Source organism: Algoriphagus sp. CAU 1675, assembly GCF_029222925.1.
Lineage (GTDB): Bacteria > Bacteroidota > Bacteroidia > Cytophagales > Cyclobacteriaceae > Algoriphagus.
On record NZ_JARHUI010000007.1, the window covers coordinates 1 to 17,208 of the forward strand.

The window sequence follows — 17,208 nt, forward strand, 5'->3', positions numbered from 1 at the left end:
TTTCGAAAAGATGTATATTAAATCCGAGAAAACATCCTCAGGATCAAATATCACTCTGGAATATGATCAAATTATATGTTAAACAGTAAGATAAACCGGTCAACGTTTTTTAGGCATTAACAACTTCAAACTGCCTACTGTTCACTGCCTACTAATCCCTTTTCCCCTCGTACAAATCATATTTCAGCAGACGGCAATCAATGGTTCCATTCCAGAATTCGATTCTGCGGCTGGCTTTTAAGCCCACTTTTTTTGCCAGTTCCATATTTCCTGTGAAAATATACCCTCTATATCCGGCACACTTTTGCTTCATGAAATCCCCCATGCGCTTATAGGTAGCCTCGAGTTCAGAAATATCCCCTAAGCGTTCTCCATATTCTGGATTAAACATGATTACCCCTCTGGGTCTCTCAGGGATTTCGGTTTCTGCAAAATCACAAACTTGGAAATCTATCATATGATCCACGCCTGCGTAGACTGCATTTTCCTTGGCAAAGGAAATAGCCTGAAGGGAAATATCTGAAGCAATGATTTTGACTTCAGGCACTTCAGTTATTTTTCTTTCCAGCTTACTTTTTTTGGCCAGATAGGCCTGTTCATCATAGCCTTTCAGAGACTGGAAGGAGTAATGATCTCTGTACAAACCTGGAAAACGTTTGGTAGCCATTAGCGCAGCTTCAATTGCCAAGGTACCCGAACCGCACATGGGGTTTACAAAAGGCACACGGGTATTCCACTCTGTAGCATAAATCGTGGCAGCAGCCAAATCCTCCATCATAGGTGCTTTTCCTGGGATTTTGCGATAGCCGTGCTTGGCGAGGGTCTCTCCTGAAGTATTGATATAAAGGGTCGCCTGTGTTTCTTTCCAATACATCTGAAATACCAGTCCATTAAAATCAGAACCTGAATCGGGTCTCCGACCATAAAGCTCCCTAAAGCGGTCCACGATAGCATCCTTTACTTTCACGTTCACGATCAAAGGAGTGGTCACACTTTCATTTTCAACTACGGAGTTGACCGAAAAATATCCATCCACATCCAGGTAATCCTCCCAAGGAATGGATTTCACTCTTCTGTAAATATCATCGGCATTTCGTAGGTAAAAAGAACGGATTTCAAAAAGAACATGAGATGCCGTTCTCAGATGGAGATTCAAATCCATACAATCTTCCATAGAGGCCTTCAATTCCACACCCGTACGGCTCACAGCCTCAGGCACAAAGCCCAGTTCACGGATTTCTTTTTCAAGGTAGGCGACCGACCTGTCCTTACAGGTTACAAATACCTTTCTTCTTTCATTCAGATCAAGCATGCGCAAAAGTAAGAAACTTAGACCAAAATCGGGGGGCTACCAGATATCCACACCATTGGTCAATATTTGGAAAAAAAGTCGTAAACGATTGCGTAACTTACAGCAACACCTATTTGTAGCACTGATCCTAAATATGGAATTTAGGCAAGTGTTAAACCAAGAAAACCATGAAAGTAAATCCATTTTATTCGCTGTTATTTCTCGCGAACCTTCTCCTTTTCTCATGCTCTCCATCTGAAAAAGCAGATGATGGCTGGAGGGATCTCTTCAACGGCAAAGACCTTTCGGGGTGGAAAGCCGTGGCCGGAACCGCAACTTTTGACGTTGAAGACGGAGTCATAATCGGTACAGCCGTAGCCGGATCTCCCAACACCTTTCTAATCACAGAGGAGACTTTTGGTGATTTTATCCTTGAATTGGATCTGAAAGTGGAGCATGTTTCCTCCAACTCGGGGATTATGGCCCGTGGACAATTTGATCCAAACGGAAGGGATGGAAAAGGTTTGGTTTACGGATATCAAATAGAGGCTGACCCCACAGACCGTGCCTGGTCTGCCGGAGTTTATGACGAAGCCAGAAGAGGATGGCTCTATCCATTGGAACTTAACCCTGAGGCCAGATCAGTTTTCAAACTCGGTGAATTCAACCACTACAGAATCGAGGTGATTGGCGATGAAATCAAAACTTGGCTCAATGGTCAGGAAGTAGCCTATGTCGTGGATGATATGGATAAGACTGGTTTTGTGGGTCTACAGGTTCACAGCATCTCCAAGCCGGAAGATGCGGGAAGAAAAACATACTTTAAAAACATAAGGATCAAAACCGAAAATCTTGACCCTATGCCTTTTAGCAAGGATATTTTTGTCGTAAACAATAGATTAAATGAATTGACCGATTACGAAATTTCCCACGGTTGGAGATTGCTTTTTAATGGCCAGAATTCTGATGGCTGGATCGGTGCTTACAAGGATAGCTTCCCGGATTTTGGTTGGACTATTACCGATGGAATCTTAACAATAGAGGCCTCCAATGGAGGAGAATCCACCAATGCAGGAGATATAGTAACCACTGAACAATTCAGTGCATTTGATTTGGCCTTTGAATTTAAATTGACAGAAGGTGCCAATAGCGGCCTGAAATATTTTGTTACGCTCAGTGAAGGAAACAAAGGTTCGGCAATCGGCTTGGAGTATCAGATTTTGGACGATGAAAACCATCCAGATGCCAAAATGGGAATTGAAGGAAACCGGACCCTGGCTTCCCTCTACGACCTGATCAAAGCCAACAAGCAGCCACGCTTTATCAAACCTATTGGTGAGTGGAACAAAGGTCGGGTTGTCGTTTATCCAGACAACAAAGTCGAGCATTACCTCAACGGAGTTAAAGTGGTAGAATATGTGAGAGGATCTCAGGAATACCGAGATTTGGTAGCAATCAGCAAGTATAAGATTTGGGAAAACTTTGGAGAAGCTCCAGAGGGCCGAATCCTACTTCAAGACCATGGAGATCAGGTAAGCTTCAAAAACATCAAGATCAAAACCTTAAACTAAGAACCCAGAATAAACCATGAGTAAGCACAACCGAAGAGAATTTATCAAAAAAAGCACAGCTGCAACATTAGGGCTTTCGGCTCTTGGAGCTGTAGGCTTTTCGGCAAAATCCTATGGTAGGATTATTGGAGCCAACGATAGGCTGAATGTCGCCATAGCCGGATTAGGAAGAAGGCTTGGAGCCTATTATGAGCCCATAGGGATGAAATCCAGCAATGTCAATCTCCTGTATTTGTGTGATGTGATGCAGAGTCAAATGACCAAGGCTGCTTCTAATTTTTCCAAGCATATTTCCTATCAGCCCAAGCAAGAAGGGAATATTATGAAAGTATTGGAGGATGCTGATTTGGACGTATTGATCAATGCTACTCCAGACCACTGGCATGCCCCGGGAACCTGGTTGGCTCTGGAAAGAGGCAAACATGTGTATGTGGAGAAGCCCTGCTCCCACAACCCTAAGGAAGGAGAACTCCTGATAGCCTTTCAAAAAAAATACAACAAAGTAGTTCAAATGGGCAATCAGCAGCGATCAGCTCCGGAAAGCCGAGAAATAATCCAGGCTATACATAACGGAGCTATTGGAAAAGTCTACAAAGCCGTAGCATTTTACAGCAATTCACGAGGGGAAGTTATCAAACCAAGCCCTGCTCCGGTTCCCGATGGATTGGACTGGGAAATGTTCCAAGGACCGGCTCCAAGAAGAGTATATACCCACAATACCTGGGACTACAACTGGCACTGGTACGGTTGGGAATACGGAACAGCAGAAACAGGCAACAACGCGACCCACGAACTGGACGTAGCCAGATGGGCTTTGCAGGTCGATTATCCAACTCAGGTGATGGTAGATGCCGGAAAATACCACTTTGTCGACGATGGATGGACCATGTATGATACCATGGAAGCCACTTTCAAATTCGCGAATGGAAGCACCATCCAATGGGATGGAAAAAGCAGAAACAACTACCAGACGTATGGAGCGGATAGAGGAACGATCATCTATGGATCCGAGGGAAGTGTTTTTGTCAACAGAAGCGGATATAAATTATATGACCGAGCTGGAAAAATGATCAAAGACAGCCAGTCCGCGGGAAATGAAGGAGGTACCCAACTCGGAGGAGGAGGAGACATGAGCACCACCCATGTGGTAAACTTCTTCAATGCGGTTAGAGGTTTGGAAAAACAAAACTCCAATATCGAGGAAGGAGCAGTAAGTACCCTACTCTGCCACCTTGCCAATATTTCCTACCGAACCGGAGAAACACTGGAATGTGATCCAAGCAATGGACATATCACCAACTCCAAGGAGGCTATGGCTCTTTGGTCCAGAGAATATGAAAAAGGCTGGGAGCCACCCAAGGTTTAAGCGATTATTTACACTAAATCTTAAAGCTGTCGAGAACCTTAAAATCGACAGCTTTTTTTGTATAAAAACCTTTTCATTTAGTCACATTTTTTCTTGATTATTTTACTAGTACTCGTTTTTTCCAAAAGCCTCTCAACCACACCTACAACCTTAAAAATCAATATAACTTATTGATTTTTTGATTTTTACACACGAAATCGATTCCGTAATTATCTATTTAGACATTTTGGTCAACCCATACCATTCATCTAAATTATACAAAGTTTCTAGGTGAATTTTGACCGTTCATTTCAATTTTCCCTATGAGCCGGAATACTCATTTTCCAATTCTTTTAACAATAAACCTATCTAATTATGCGTCTAAAACTATACGCTTCTCTAACGGTGGTGCTATTGCTGATGCTGGGTTTCAACCAAGCAAAATCCCAAAATCAGCAAGTCCGCGGAACCGTTTCCGATGAAACAGGTTTCCCCCTACCGGGGGTTACCATTTTATTAAAGGGTACAACCCAAGGTACCACATCTGACATTGACGGGAATTACTCAATCGCCGCCCCAGGAGATGGGATACTGGTTTTTTCCTTTATAGGATATACCCCAGTAGTAGTGACAGTAGGAAATCAGAGCCAAATAAACGTTACCCTAAAACCTGATCTTGCCGATCTTGAAGAAGTTGTAGTAGTTGGATATGGAACTGCTAAGAAAAGCCAACTTACTGGAGCAATTTCATCTGTCGGGAATAAGGAGATTCAGGAATTGCCTATTACAGATGCCCGTCAGGCCTTGCAAGGAAGAGCTGCTGGGGTTGACGTAACCCAACCTGGATCAAAACCAGGCGCGGCTCCACAGGTCCGTATTCGTGGAAGAAGATCTTTCAATGCGTCCAACGAGCCTCTGTATGTAATTGATGGGATTCCAGTAGTGGGTGGATTGGACGACATCAATCCACAGGACATTATCTCAATGGAAGTCCTAAAGGATGCTTCTGCAACAGCAATTTATGGTTCCAGAGGTGCCAATGGCGTTGTGCTGATCTCCACAAAAAGAGGTTCAAAGGGTAAAACAGTTGTTTCTTTGGATTCATACTATGGTGTAAATGATGAATTGGGGAGAATTGAGGTTTTCGATGGACCCGGCTTTGCGGAATACAAGCGTGAGTCCCGTAGAGCTACCGGAAACTATCCTGAAGGACCAGCTACCGCAGAAGCAGATGCCAACCTTTTCGAACCTGTGGAATTGGAAAGTTTAGCCTTAGGAAGAAGTACTGACTATGTTGGAGGTCTCCTAAGGACTGGAGCAATCCAAAGCCATCAAGTAGGTGTGAGTGGAGGAAGTGATAAAACCAATTTCTTTGTTTCGGCCAACTATTTCAATGACAAAGGAGTCGTTATCAACCAAGATTTTAGCCGATATACATTCCGGGTAAATATCGATCATCAAATTAATGACAAATTCAAGATTGGAACTTCAACATTAGTTTCTTATAGTGAGAGAAATGGAGAAAATTTCAACCCACTAGGAGGAGCAATGGCCGAAAACCCACTTGGAAAACCCTATGATGATGAAGGAAACCTCATTTTCCTTCCTACTTCAGACGGTTTAAGAACAAATCCATTCGCAGAAATCGTCCCTGGAGCCCAAGAAGACCTGACCAAACGCTATAGAATTTTCAATAGCATGTATGTCAACTGGGAGATTGCAAAAGGATTAAACTACCGATTGGTATTTGGGCCTGATTTCAACATTCGTAGAACAGGCAGGTTTACAGGCTCTCAAACCAACGCCCGAAGAGGAGGTGATCCTACAGGAAGCGTAGATGAGAGATTCAGTTTCAACTATACCTTGGAAAACATCCTTACCTATTCCAAGACATTCAACTCAGACCATAATCTCAACCTTACAGCACTTCAGTCCATCCAAAAAGACAAATTCGAACAAACAACAGTAAGTGTACAAGGAATTCCTGCCGAGTCCCAGTTATTCCATAGATTGGGCGATGCTTCCCAAATCACTGGAGCAAACACCAATTTGGTAGAATGGGCCTTGATGTCATTCATGGCAAGAATCAATTATGATTACAAAAACAAATTCTTACTAACCGGAACTGTCAGGGCAGACGGAAGTTCCAGATTTGGTAAAAACAATAAATTCGGTGTATTTCCCTCTGTAGCTGCAGGTTGGAATATTTCCGAAGAGGAATTTCTAAAAAGCTCCTCCTCTGTAGATCATTTGAAACTCCGGGTTTCCTACGGTTCTATTGGTAACCAAGCTATCAACCCTTATCAAACTCAGGCCTTGCTGGGAAGAACTACCTATGCCTTTGACAATACAGCGGCATTTGGTTATCGCCCAAACACTATTGGAAATCCTGATTTGAGATGGGAAACCTCCACCACTTTCAATTCCGGAGTTGATTTTGCTTTTTGGGGCGGAAGGTTGATGGGTAGTTTGGAATATTACATTACCAATACCACTGACCTACTTGCACCGCAACCTCTGCCCAACTCCACTGGATTTGGGGGTTTTACAACCAATATCGGAGAGACGCAAAACAGAGGTGTAGAATTAACCCTTTCTACCTTGAATATGGAAAAGGGTGACTTCACATGGTCTACCGACCTAATTTTCACTAGAAACAGAGAGGAAATCATTTCTCTTCCAAACGGCGATGATGTTTCAGCCGGAAGATTTATCGGAAAACCCCTGACGGTATTTTATGATTGGAAAAAAATAGGAATCTGGCAGCTAAATGAGTCCGACTTGGCAAGCTCTTTCGGAGACAAGCCCGGAGAAATTAAAGTCGAAGACTACAACGGAGACGGTAAGATCAATGCCGACGATCGCCAATTCCTTGGATCGGCAGTCCCTGATTTTTCATTGGGTATGACCAATCGTTTTTCCTACAAAAATTTCGATATGAGCTTCTTCATCTTCGGTAGGTTTGGATCCATGATCCGCTCGGCATTCCATGACAACTTCAACACTTTATTTGGCCGATACAATAACCTAGCTGTCAATTATTGGACACCAAATAACCCTACCAATGATTATCCAAGACCAAATCAAAATCAGGAAAGGCCGAAGTATAACTCTTCCATGTCTTATTTCAGCGGAACCTTTATCAAGGTTAGAAATATCAATTTCGGGTATACTTTCACCCCAGAGGCTGCCAAAAAGATTGGTTTGACAAGCCTTAGAGTCTACAGCAGTATTCAGCAACCTTTTATATTCTCTGAATATAGAACCAAGCACAAGGGAATTGACCCTGAAGTCTTTATTGATGGTGAGCAAGGTCTAGAAGGCGGTGTGGTAAATGCTAACATCACTCCTGCAGTAACCTCATTCACTTTTGGCATCAATGCAAAATTCTAATCTGAAAAAATTGTAGTCATGAAAAATATTTCAAATACTCTAAAAATAAAATCATACCTAAAATCCACAGCAATCATCCTTGGCTTGGGTATGGCAGTATCCTGTAGCGGATTTTTGGAAGAGGATGTCATTTCCCAAATCGGAAATGAATACCTAAGCACTCCAAAAGGACTCAATGACGGTGTAAATGCTGCTTATAGCACTTTCAGAAACTGGTATGGTACCGAAAGAGGCCACAACTTTACCATCTTCGGTACAGACACCTATACCAATGGAGCAGATGGCAGTTGGAAGTTTATGAATACCTATACCAATCAATTTGACTCCCGAAATGGTCATGCACGAGAAGTATGGGATGAGTTGTATAGAGGAATCAATACATGTAATGCTGTAATCGAGCGTGCAGTCAGTGTCACGGGGGTTTCTCAGGACATCGTCAATCAAAGAATAGCTGAAGCAAAGTTTATCCGGGCCCATCACTATTTCATATTGGTTCAGTTGTTTGGTCCAGTAGATCTTCAGCTTAGCGAAACCAAAGTCCCTACCAAGGAAGTGTCACGCGCCCCGATTTCTGAAATTTATGCTTCTATTATCCAAGACCTTCAGGAAGCTATTCCCAACCTGGAAGCTGCAAAAAGATCTTCCAACTATGGCCGTGCTACACGGGCTGCTGCAGAACATCTTTTGGGTAGAGTATATATCACAAGAGCTACCACAGATGCCGGGAGCACCGCAGATTATGCAGCTGCTGAACCTCTGTTGAAAAATGTAATCGACAACTACGGGTTCACCCTACTTCCAGATTTTGCAGATGTATACAAATTTGGCAACGAAATGAACGATGAGGTCATTTGGTCAGTACAATATACCTATGATCCTTTGACCAATGCAGGAGGTAACAATTCCCATCTCTATTTCTTGATGGAATACGACATCCAGCCAGGTATGCAGAGAGACACCGAGAACGGAAGACCTTGGAAGCGATACCGTCCGACAGATTATACTTTGAATGTGATTTTCGGAGATCGGATTAATGACAGCCGGTATGATAAATCTTTCAAACACGTATACCTATCAAATCGTCCGGGCACATACAACAGTACCTTTGATCCTACAAAATCAACTTTGACTTTTGCTTCGGGAGATACCACTATTTATGTCCCTGGATACGAAATGCCCCTGGATGAGCAGGCGAGCAAACCTTATCAGGTTTTGACTCCAAGCAGATATACAGAAAAACTGTTCCCTACCCTAAACAAGCACTTAGACCCAGGAAGATCCGACCGTACACAACCGGCAGGTGGTCGGGACTATATTGTGATGCGTTTAGCGGACACTTATCTTTTACTTGCTGAAGCCCAATTAATGCAAGGTAAAGTTTCTGAGGCTGCGGAAACCATCAATGTAGTTCGCAGGAGAGCCGCTTTCCCGGGGAAAGAAGCGGAAATGGAAATTAATTCAGCGGAAATGACTTTCGAATTTTTGACAGAGGAAAGAGCAAGAGAGCTAATTGGGGAACAAACCCGTTGGCTTGATCTAAAGCGTTGGGGAATTCTTGTGGAACGTGTAAAAGCTTATAATCCACAAGGAGCACCGAATATCCAAGATTATCATGTCCTTCGGCCTATACCACAAAACCAAATTGACCGAGCTGAAGGAGGAGCAAGTTCCTTCCCTCAAAATCCGGGTTATTAAACCCAGAAGGCACAATTCAAAAAAGCTGTTTCGATTACTCGAAGCAGCTTTTTTTAGGCTTAGGATTGAGAAAATAAAACTGTATTCTGACTTCGGTTATTCCGCCAATGTTGATGAACGAATAGTGATTTTTGACGGGATCGTAATCACCTGATCGATCAAATCATTTTGTTTAGGCTTCGTTAGCTTTTTGATCAGAAGCTTGGCACACTCCTGCCCAATCGTAATGGCAGGTTGGGTAATTGTTGTAAGAGAGGGCTCCAGCAAACCTGCAATTCCCATATTTGAAAAGCTGATGACTTTCAGATCCTGCGGAATTCTCAGTTTGGTTCTTTTGACAGCTTGATAAGTTGCCAAAGCCAGTTTCTCCACAGAGGCCAAAATTCCATCTGGTCGATTATTGGACCAAAGCATTTCCCGAATCAACTCAATATTTTGCTCCTCACACATACTGCAGTTGAGACTAAAAGCCGGCTCAGGACTTAAGCCTGCCTCAAGCAAAGCATCTAAATATCCGCGATGTCTTTCCTTGGTTATTGAAAGCTCTTTGCTCAACATCAAAAAGGCCACCTTTTTACATCCCTGCTGTATTAAGTGCTTGGTGCCCTGATAGGAACTTTCATAATCATTGGTAATGAATTTCGTCGTAGGAATATCCGTACAAATCCTGTCAAAAAATATCAAAGGCAAACCTCTGGCATAGAGTTTTTCCAAGTGGGAAATATCACTGGTTTGGCTGGACACGGACATCACTACAGCATCGGCACGACCATTCAGTAAAAGATTGACAATCTTCTTCTCCCGATCCACATCTTCATGGGTATTGTAAACCAACAGATGATATCCATGCTCCTGGGCTATATTCTCAATTCCGTCCATTACCTGAGCAAAGAAATTATTGATCCTTTCGGGAATAATCACGGCTATAGTTTTGCTTTTATTTTCCCTTAGGCTTCTGGCAAACGGATTGGGCTGATAATTCAACTTCTCCGCCATACTGATCACTTTCTTCTTTGTGGCTTCACTGATTTCCCAGCTGTCATTCAAAGCACGTGATACGGTAGAGGGTGCTAGCTTTAGCTCAGCTGCCAGCTCTTTTAGATTTACCCCGTTATTCATAGGATCTAGGTTAGGTTGGGTTGGTATGAACTAAAATACAAATCAATTCAGGTTCATCTATATTCCCGCTTATATAAATTCGAAAACGTTTTCGTATTTAATCCCTGATAAGCACCGATTTCAGGGTAAATTCAAGGTTGAAAAACAACCCCAATTAAGCCTTTTCCATCATATGGTCTCTTCCGATAAAAAAGCAGAATTTCTAAGTGAGGATTTTTTGCTTCAAAACGAATATTCAAGAATCCTTTACCATACCTATGCCAAGGATCTCCCAATCATAGACTACCACAATCACCTCCCTCCCTCTGAGGTCAATGACAATAAATCCTTTGGAACAATGAGCCAAATTTGGCTGGCAGGAGACCACTACAAATGGAGAGCCATGAGGACCTTGGGGGTTTCTGAAAAATTCATTACCGGAAATGGAAGTGATCAAGAAAAATTTGAAAAGTGGGCCTATACGGTTCCTTTTACCATGAGAAACCCGCTTTACCATTGGACCCATTTGGAGTTGAAGCGGTATTTTGGAATTGAAATATTGCTCAATGAATCTACCGCAACGGAAATTTACAACAGCTGCAACGAGCAACTTTCCAAGCCGGAATTCAGCACCCAGGGTTTACTTCAAAGAATGAAGGTGGAAACAATCTGCTCAACCGATGATCCCACAGATTCACTAAGTGAACATGTGGCGTTTTCCAAAAAGGACAGCTCTTTCGGCTTGTACCCTGCATTTCGACCGGATAAGTCTTATGCAGTAGAATCCCCAGAAACTTACCTTGCCTATTTGGAAAAACTGGAAACCAAATCCAGCATATCTATCAATTCCTTCGATGAATTACTAGAAGCTCTTTCCAACCGAGTTGCCTATTTCCACCAAAGAGGCTGCAGGCTTTCTGACCATGGACTTGAGCAACTTTACTACTTCGAAAAAGAAGAGTTTGACATGGATGAGCTCCTCGATCAGCTAAGAGCAAAAAAGAAACTTACACCACGTCAAATTCATTTCTTCAAATTCAAAACTCTTCAGGCCCTCTGCAGAATGTATCATGAAAAAGGCTGGGTACAACAGTTTCACCTCGGAGCGCTGAGAAACACCAACTCCCGAATGTTGAGAAAACTCGGACCGGATACAGGATATGATTCCATAGGGGATTTTGATCAGGCCACAGCTTTAGCCAAATTCCTAAATTCCCTGGATTCCGATGACCAACTTTGCAAAACAGTACTCTACAACCTCAATCCAAGGGACAATGAAGTTTTTGCAACAATGATCGGTAACTTCAACGACGGTTCCATCAAAGGAAAAATCCAGTTTGGTTCCGGTTGGTGGTATTTGGACCAAAAAGACGGAATGGAAAAACAAATCAACACCCTTTCCAATATGGGAATGGTCAGTTGTTTTATAGGAATGCTTACTGACTCCAGAAGTTTCCTTTCCTTCCCAAGACACGAGTATTTCAGAAGGATACTCTGCAACTTATTTGGACAGGACGTGGAAAACGGTGAACTCCCATGGGATGAAAAATGGCTTGGAAAGATAATTTCTGACATATGCTATCATAACGCAAAAAATTACTTTGACTTCAATCAGGCTAATTACCAATTTTGACTATGAAACAATCCTTATTTTCACTTGAAGGAAAAAAAATAGCCTTTTCTGGGGCAACTGGTGTATTGGGAAAAGCTATGAGTCTTCACCTTGCAAAAGAAGGGGCTGAAGTGCTGATCCTTGGAAGAAACAAAGATAAAGTCGATGAATTGGTCAAAGAAATCATCGCTGAGGGTGGGAAATCATTTGGCTATATCTCGGATGTCACTGATGAAGTAAGCTTAGCCGAAACTGCCCAAAAGCTGGAACAAGACCATGGGTATCTGGACATTTTGATCAATGCCGCAGGCGGAAATATGCCTGGTGCAGTTGTTACACCGGATCAGAATTTTCTTGATTTGGACATTCAGGCACTGCGAAAGGTTATGGATCTGAATTACATGGGAACTGTTTTGCCCATCAAAGCCCTTTTACCCTTGATGCTGAAAAACTCCAAAGGCAATATTCTGAACATCAGCTCCATGGCTGCAAGCAGACCCATGACCCGAGTGATGGGCTATGCCTCTGCAAAAGCAGCGATCGACAATCTGACCAAGTGGTTGTCTGTAGAATTGGCCAGCAAACACGGACCAAATTTCAGGGTCAATGCCCTCGCCCCGGGATTCTTTCTCACCGAGCAAAACAGGACCCTTTTGACCCAATCAGACGGCAGCTTAACCAGTAGAGGAAATCAGATCATTTCTCACACACCCATGAATCGATTTGGTAAGCCTGAAGATCTTCTTGGCACTTTACAGTGGCTTTGCTCGGATGCATCGGCATTTGTGACCGGAAGCGTCATCCCTGTGGACGGAGGCTTCAGTGCCTATTCGGGAGTCTAGTACTTTCTTCTGTATCAAACGTTTTAATTGCAACAATCCCTAACAACAAAACCCAAGCTATGAGCTACAAAATGGAGCAAACTATGCGCTGGTACGGCCCTAATGACCCGGTCAGCTTAAAAGACATCCGGCAGTCAGGAGCTACCGGAATTGTCACTGCCTTGCACCATATTCCAAATGGAGATGTGTGGAGCCGGGAAGAAATTCAAAAGAGAAAAAAAATCATAGAGGAGGCTGGACTTACCTGGTCCGTGGTAGAGTCCGTTCCTGTCCATGAACGAATCAAAACAAGAACTGGAAATTATCAGGAGCTGATCCAAAACTATCAGCAATCGATCCGAAATTTGGCCGCTGAAGGGATCTTCATAGTTACTTATAACTTCATGCCTATTTTGGATTGGACCCGAACTGACTTGGAGCGGGAACTGCCCAATGGAGCAAGGGCATTATTTTACGAGAAAAAGGCTGTGCAGGCTTTTGACTTATTTATCCTGAAAAGGCCCGAGGCATTTGAAGAATACAGTCCCAAGGAAGTGGAGGAATTAAAGGCCTATTATGAAGCCTTATCTCCGGAAAAGAAACAGCTCATTATTGACAATATCTTGAAAGGCCTCCCTGGATCCGAAATAGGATACACCTTGGAAGAGTTTAAGGAAATGCTCAGTACCTATGAAGGCATAGATGCCGACAAACTCAAGGAACATTTACGCTTGTTTTTGGAAGAAATTATTCCGGTAGCTGAAGAGTCAGGGGTTTATTTAGCCATTCACCCGGATGATCCTCCTTTCTCTCTTTATGGCCTGCCTAGAGTTGTCAGTACTGCCGCTGATGCACGAAGAATCCTAACGGACAATTCCAGTGCCCACAATGGCCTTTGCTTCTGCACCGGGTCCTATGGGGTTAGGCCAGACAATGACCTTCCTGCCATGGTTGCTGAATTTGGGGACCATATCCATTTTATCCACCTGAGAAGTACAAAGAGAGATGCCGAGGGCAACTTCTTTGAAGACAACCATCTTGAAGGCGACGTACCTATGGTAGCAGTGATCGATGAGATTCTAAAGGTGCAGGAAAAACGCCAAAAAAGTCTTCCTATGCGCCCAGATCACGGACATCAAATGCTGGATGACTTGAATAAGGTGACCAATCCGGGCTACTCAGCCATTGGCAGATTAAAAGGACTTGCTGAAATACGAGGGGTAGAACAAGCACTCTTGTACCGCAAAAACAAATAAAAGAAAAAAACCACCGCAAGGTGGTTTTTTCTTTATTCTTTGATTTTTTCCAAATGGGCTTCTTTGATTTTTCTTCTCAGGATTTTTCCCACATTGGTTTTAGGCAACTCATCAGTGAAATAGACCTCTTTCGGAACCTTGTAGTTGGTCAGGCTCTCATGGCAATGTGCGATCACTTGCTCCTCTGTAAGAGAAGGGTCATTTGAAACTACGTAGGCTACTACTTTTTCGGTGGATTTGGGGTCAGGCATCCCAATTACCCCTACTTCCAACACTCCTGGACAGGAAGCAATAGCATCCTCCACTTCATTTGGATATACATTAAAGCCCGAAACCAGGATCATTTCCTTTTTACGATCCACAATCTTGACAAAGCCAGATTCATCCATGATCCCAATATCTCCAGATTTGAACCATTCCCCATGCATGACATTAGCCGTTTCATCAGGCCGGTTCCAATAGCCTTTCATCACCTGAGGACCTTTGATAAATATCTCTCCCCTTTCTCCTAGCGGCAACTCGTTTCCAGAATCATCCGCAATGATTACCTCCGTATTTGGAAGAGGAATCCCGATGGTTCCATTTCTTTCGGTTCCATCTATGGGATTACAGGTGGCAACAGGCGAAGTTTCAGTCAAGCCATAGCCCTCTGCCAATGAAACACCAGTAACACTCTTCCATTTTTCCGCAGTTGCTTTTTGAACGGCCATCCCACCACCTACTGCGATTTTGAGCCCGCTAAAATCCAATTTCTTGAACTCTTCCTGATTCAATAATCCATTAAAAAGGGTGTTTACCCCAGTAAATACAGTAAAGCGTTTTTTGGATAATTCCTTGATAAAGGACTTCATGTCTCTCGGATTGGTAATCAGCAAGTTATGAGCTCCAATTTTCAGCATGGCCAGACAGTTTACTGTCAGTGCGAAAATATGATATAGCGGAAGGGCTGTCACCACAAATTCTTCCCTCTCCTTGAGTTTAGGCTTCATCCACTCCGATATCTGCTGCATATTGGCCACAATATTTCCATGGGTCAGTTCAGCCCCTTTGGATACCCCTGTTGTGCCACCGGTATATTGCAAAAAGGCGGAATCCTCCAGATTTAGAGCTACAGGTTTAAAGGTATATTTGGCCCCTTGATTAAGCGCAGATTTCAAGTTTACCGCGCCGGGAATAGAAAAAGGAGGAACCATTTTCTTGACATGCTTGACCACAAAATTGACAATACCTCCCTTCAGGCCTCCAAGCATATCCCCCAATTCGGTGATAATTACATGTTTGAGTTGAGTTTCCCCAATGATTTTTTCCAGGTTGTAGGCAAAATTGGCTACAATGACCAATACATCAGCACCTGAATCATTAAACTGATGCTTCATTTCGGCCGCTGTATATAGGGGGTTGGTATTGACCACAATCATCCCAGCACGCAATGCCCCAAACATAACAACGGGATATTGCAGGGTATTCGGCATCTGTATGGCTATCCTTGAGCCTTTTGGAAGTTTGAGAACTTGGGTCAGGTAATTTGCGAATTGGGCGGTTAGCCTTTCAAGCTCATTGAATGACTGGGTTTTTCCCATGCATTCAAAGGCAACGGCATCCCCATATTTTTTTATACTTTCTTCAAACAATTCGGCAACACTTGTATAGGCCTTTACATCAACTTCCTTATTTACAGAGGCAGGGTAATAGTTGAACCAAGGAAAATCCTTCATATACTATTTTAGGTTATTTGGGTGCTAATTTTTTGAGAATCTAATAAGCGAAAAATCTTCAGCTTGAACAAAGCTAAATTTCTATTTCAGGATTTTTCTTGCGATAAGTTCTTTCATGATCTCATTAGTTCCGGCATAAATCCGCTGGACTCTGGCATCTGCATAGGCCCTTGCCACTCCAAACTCCCACATGTAGCCGTATCCTCCGTGCAATTGGACACATTCGTCTGCCACCTTGCATTGCAACTCCGTCATATTGTATTTGGCTGCGGAGGCCATTGCGGAATCCAGTTTACCTTCATTGTGCAATTGAACCAAGTAATCACAGTAAATCCTCCCCTGCTCTAGGGCTGCAGTCATCTCGGCAAGTTTGAAGCGGGTATTCTGAAAATCTGAAATACTTTTATTGAAGGCTTTTCTCTCTTTCACATAGGTAATGGTGGACTGAAGCATAAACTCACCCAAAGCAACTGCTGCCAGGGCTACCACCAATCTTTCCTGAGCCAATTCAGTCATCAGATATTTGAACCCATCACCGGGTTTTCCCAGCAGGTTTTCCTTCGGCACCTTGACATCTTCAAAAAACAGCTCACAGGTATCCTGAGCATGAAGTCCCACTTTATCAAATGGCTTTCCCTTCGAAAACCCCTGCATATCCCGGTCGACCAAAAGCAGGCTGATTCCTTTGGCACCTTTCCCCGGATCTGTTTTGACCGCAACAACCACTACATCTGATAGATAGCCATTGGTAATAAAGGTCTTGGAACCATTGACCAAATAATAATCTCCCATATCCTCTGCCCTCGTCTGCATCCCTTGCAAATCGGATCCAGCTCCCGGCTCAGTCATAGCCACGGCACCGATATATTCTCCTGCGACCATCTTAGGAATATATTTTTGCTTCGCCGAATCGGTGCCATAATGGAGAATATAAGGCATCACAATATCATTGTGGAGCGGATACCCAATAGCCGGCCCTGAGCAGCCGCTCAGACCCAATTCCTCAATAAAAATTGCATTGTATCGAAAGTCATCGATATTCATGCCCCCTAAGCTTTCCGGGGCTTGTATTCCCAAAAATCCATTTTCTCCCAGTTTTCTCCAGGATTCCCTGGAAACCATCTTCTGCTTCTCCCAAATCGCATTGTATGGGGTGATTTCCCGAGCAATAAAATCACGGACACTTTGCCTGAAGAGCTCGTGCTCTTCGGTAAACATCATTCTTGGTAGTCCAAACATTTGGGTTTATATAATTTTGGTTAGGATATTCAAAAATAGGTATTTTGAGCCTATTTAAAGGTTTTTAAATCCCTATTTACAGAAGTGGGGATTCCCAAATTCGGATGGTATTATTTCTAGGACTCCAACTAAAAAAGCTGCCCCAATAAATTAGGGCAGCTTTCTTCTCCTT

Annotated in this window: 11 protein-coding genes; 7 read left to right on the top strand and 4 right to left on the bottom strand. The window is 43.1% G+C overall.

Translation table 11 applies throughout. From position 1 onward, the window contains the following. Positions 1-151 precede the first annotated feature (151 nt). Positions 152-1,312, bottom strand: coding sequence for a class I SAM-dependent RNA methyltransferase (locus P2G54_RS15480; RefSeq protein WP_275872457.1), 1,161 nt, complete (start codon positions 1,310-1,312; stop codon positions 152-154). 167 nt (positions 1,313-1,479) lie between these two features. Here P2G54_RS15480 and P2G54_RS15485 point away from each other — a divergent pair, with 167 nt between their 5' ends. From P2G54_RS15485 to P2G54_RS15500, 4 genes are all read left to right on the top strand, one after another. After that, on the top strand, positions 1,480-2,862 hold the full coding sequence (locus P2G54_RS15485; protein ID WP_275872458.1) for a DUF1080 domain-containing protein: 1,383 nt from the start codon (positions 1,480-1,482) through the stop codon (positions 2,860-2,862). A 16-nt stretch (positions 2,863-2,878) separates the two neighbouring features. Then, positions 2,879-4,228: a Gfo/Idh/MocA family oxidoreductase gene (locus tag P2G54_RS15490; protein ID WP_275872459.1), complete on the top strand. Its 1,350-nt coding sequence runs from the start codon at positions 2,879-2,881 to the stop codon at positions 4,226-4,228. A gap of 354 nt (positions 4,229-4,582) precedes the next feature. Then, positions 4,583-7,600 (top strand): TonB-dependent receptor, encoded by a 3,018-nt coding sequence (locus tag P2G54_RS15495; protein WP_275872460.1) that lies wholly within the window; start codon positions 4,583-4,585, stop codon positions 7,598-7,600. A gap of 18 nt (positions 7,601-7,618) precedes the next feature. Next, complete coding sequence (locus tag P2G54_RS15500) at positions 7,619-9,295, top strand: RagB/SusD family nutrient uptake outer membrane protein (RefSeq protein ID WP_275872461.1); 1,677 nt, start codon at positions 7,619-7,621, stop codon at positions 9,293-9,295. A 96-nt stretch (positions 9,296-9,391) separates the two neighbouring features. On the opposite strand, the gene P2G54_RS15505 is transcribed toward P2G54_RS15500, so the two are convergent. Continuing rightward, a complete protein-coding gene (locus tag P2G54_RS15505; protein ID WP_275872462.1) occupies positions 9,392-10,414 on the bottom strand; it encodes a LacI family DNA-binding transcriptional regulator in 1,023 nt (340 codons plus the stop codon). Positions 10,415-10,586: 172 nt separating this feature from the next. On the opposite strand from P2G54_RS15505, the gene uxaC reads away from it, so the two are divergent. Genes uxaC through uxuA form a run of 3 tightly spaced genes read left to right on the top strand, consistent with a single transcriptional unit; the run spans position 10,587 to position 14,082 of the window. Continuing rightward, the gene (uxaC, locus tag P2G54_RS15510; protein ID WP_275872463.1) at positions 10,587-12,026 is read left to right on the top strand and encodes a glucuronate isomerase; all 1,440 of its coding nucleotides are present in this window, start codon (positions 10,587-10,589) and stop codon (positions 12,024-12,026) included. 2 nt (positions 12,027-12,028) lie between these two features. Beyond that, positions 12,029-12,847: an SDR family oxidoreductase gene (locus P2G54_RS15515; protein WP_275872464.1), complete on the top strand. Its 819-nt coding sequence runs from the start codon at positions 12,029-12,031 to the stop codon at positions 12,845-12,847. A 59-nt stretch (positions 12,848-12,906) separates the two neighbouring features. Then, on the top strand, positions 12,907-14,082 hold the full coding sequence (gene uxuA / locus P2G54_RS15520) for a mannonate dehydratase (protein WP_275872465.1): 1,176 nt from the start codon (positions 12,907-12,909) through the stop codon (positions 14,080-14,082). A gap of 32 nt (positions 14,083-14,114) precedes the next feature. On the opposite strand, the gene P2G54_RS15525 is transcribed toward uxuA, so the two are convergent. Both P2G54_RS15525 and P2G54_RS15530 read right to left on the bottom strand, forming a co-directional pair. Continuing rightward, positions 14,115-15,797: an AMP-binding protein gene (locus P2G54_RS15525; protein ID WP_275872466.1), complete on the bottom strand. Its 1,683-nt coding sequence runs from the start codon at positions 15,795-15,797 to the stop codon at positions 14,115-14,117. A gap of 81 nt (positions 15,798-15,878) precedes the next feature. Next, a complete protein-coding gene (locus P2G54_RS15530; protein WP_275872467.1) occupies positions 15,879-17,036 on the bottom strand; it encodes an acyl-CoA dehydrogenase family protein in 1,158 nt (385 codons plus the stop codon). Positions 17,037-17,208: the final 172 nt, after the last annotated feature.

Excerpts from the sequence above, each read along its gene's own strand:
- P2G54_RS15480 (WP_275872457.1), bottom strand. The coding sequence starts at position 1,312 with ATGCTTGATCTGAATGAAAGAAGAAAGGTATTTGTAACCTGTAAGGAC.
- P2G54_RS15485 (WP_275872458.1), top strand. The coding sequence starts at position 1,480 with ATGAAAGTAAATCCATTTTATTCGCTGTTATTTCTCGCGAACCTTCTC.
- P2G54_RS15490 (WP_275872459.1), top strand. The coding sequence starts at position 2,879 with ATGAGTAAGCACAACCGAAGAGAATTTATCAAAAAAAGCACAGCTGCA.
- P2G54_RS15495 (WP_275872460.1), top strand. The coding sequence starts at position 4,583 with ATGCGTCTAAAACTATACGCTTCTCTAACGGTGGTGCTATTGCTGATG.
- P2G54_RS15500 (WP_275872461.1), top strand. The coding sequence starts at position 7,619 with ATGAAAAATATTTCAAATACTCTAAAAATAAAATCATACCTAAAATCC.
- P2G54_RS15505 (WP_275872462.1), bottom strand. The coding sequence starts at position 10,414 with ATGAATAACGGGGTAAATCTAAAAGAGCTGGCAGCTGAGCTAAAGCTA.
- uxaC (WP_275872463.1), top strand. The coding sequence starts at position 10,587 with ATGGTCTCTTCCGATAAAAAAGCAGAATTTCTAAGTGAGGATTTTTTG.
- P2G54_RS15515 (WP_275872464.1), top strand. The coding sequence starts at position 12,029 with ATGAAACAATCCTTATTTTCACTTGAAGGAAAAAAAATAGCCTTTTCT.
- uxuA (WP_275872465.1), top strand. The coding sequence starts at position 12,907 with ATGAGCTACAAAATGGAGCAAACTATGCGCTGGTACGGCCCTAATGAC.
- P2G54_RS15525 (WP_275872466.1), bottom strand. The coding sequence starts at position 15,797 with ATGAAGGATTTTCCTTGGTTCAACTATTACCCTGCCTCTGTAAATAAG.
- P2G54_RS15530 (WP_275872467.1), bottom strand. The coding sequence starts at position 17,036 with ATGTTTGGACTACCAAGAATGATGTTTACCGAAGAGCACGAGCTCTTC.